Origin of the sequence: Achromobacter sp. GbtcB20 (genome assembly GCF_019091095.1) — a bacterium.
Classification (GTDB): Bacteria; Pseudomonadota; Gammaproteobacteria; order Burkholderiales; family Burkholderiaceae_B; genus Achromobacter; species Achromobacter mucicolens.
In genome coordinates, this window is the sequence record NZ_JAGXJZ010000821.1 from 1 (window position 1) to 242 (window position 242).

1 protein-coding gene is annotated in these 242 nt (G+C 64.5%); it reads right to left on the minus strand.

What is annotated here, in order from left to right; translation table 11 throughout:
- Positions 1 to 242: hypothetical protein (locus KVT32_RS31250; protein WP_217619553.1), on the minus strand; the 242-nt coding region annotated here is incomplete at both ends.

Genomic DNA, 242 nt, shown 5'->3' on the forward strand with positions numbered 1-242 from the left:
GCCTGCTCGTCGATGCCGAGGTCGGCCAGCGCCTGGCGCGTGTCGACATAGCTTTTACCGGCGGTGATGATGCCGATCTTCGGCTGCGGCCTGTCCCAGATGATCTTATTGAGCTTGTTGGCGCGCGCGTAGGCCAGCGCGGCGTACCACTTGTAGTTGCTCATCCGCACTTCCTGGTCCAGCACGGCGTCCGGCCAGCGGATGTTAAGGCCGCCTTCCGGCAGTTCGAAGACGGTGGGCGG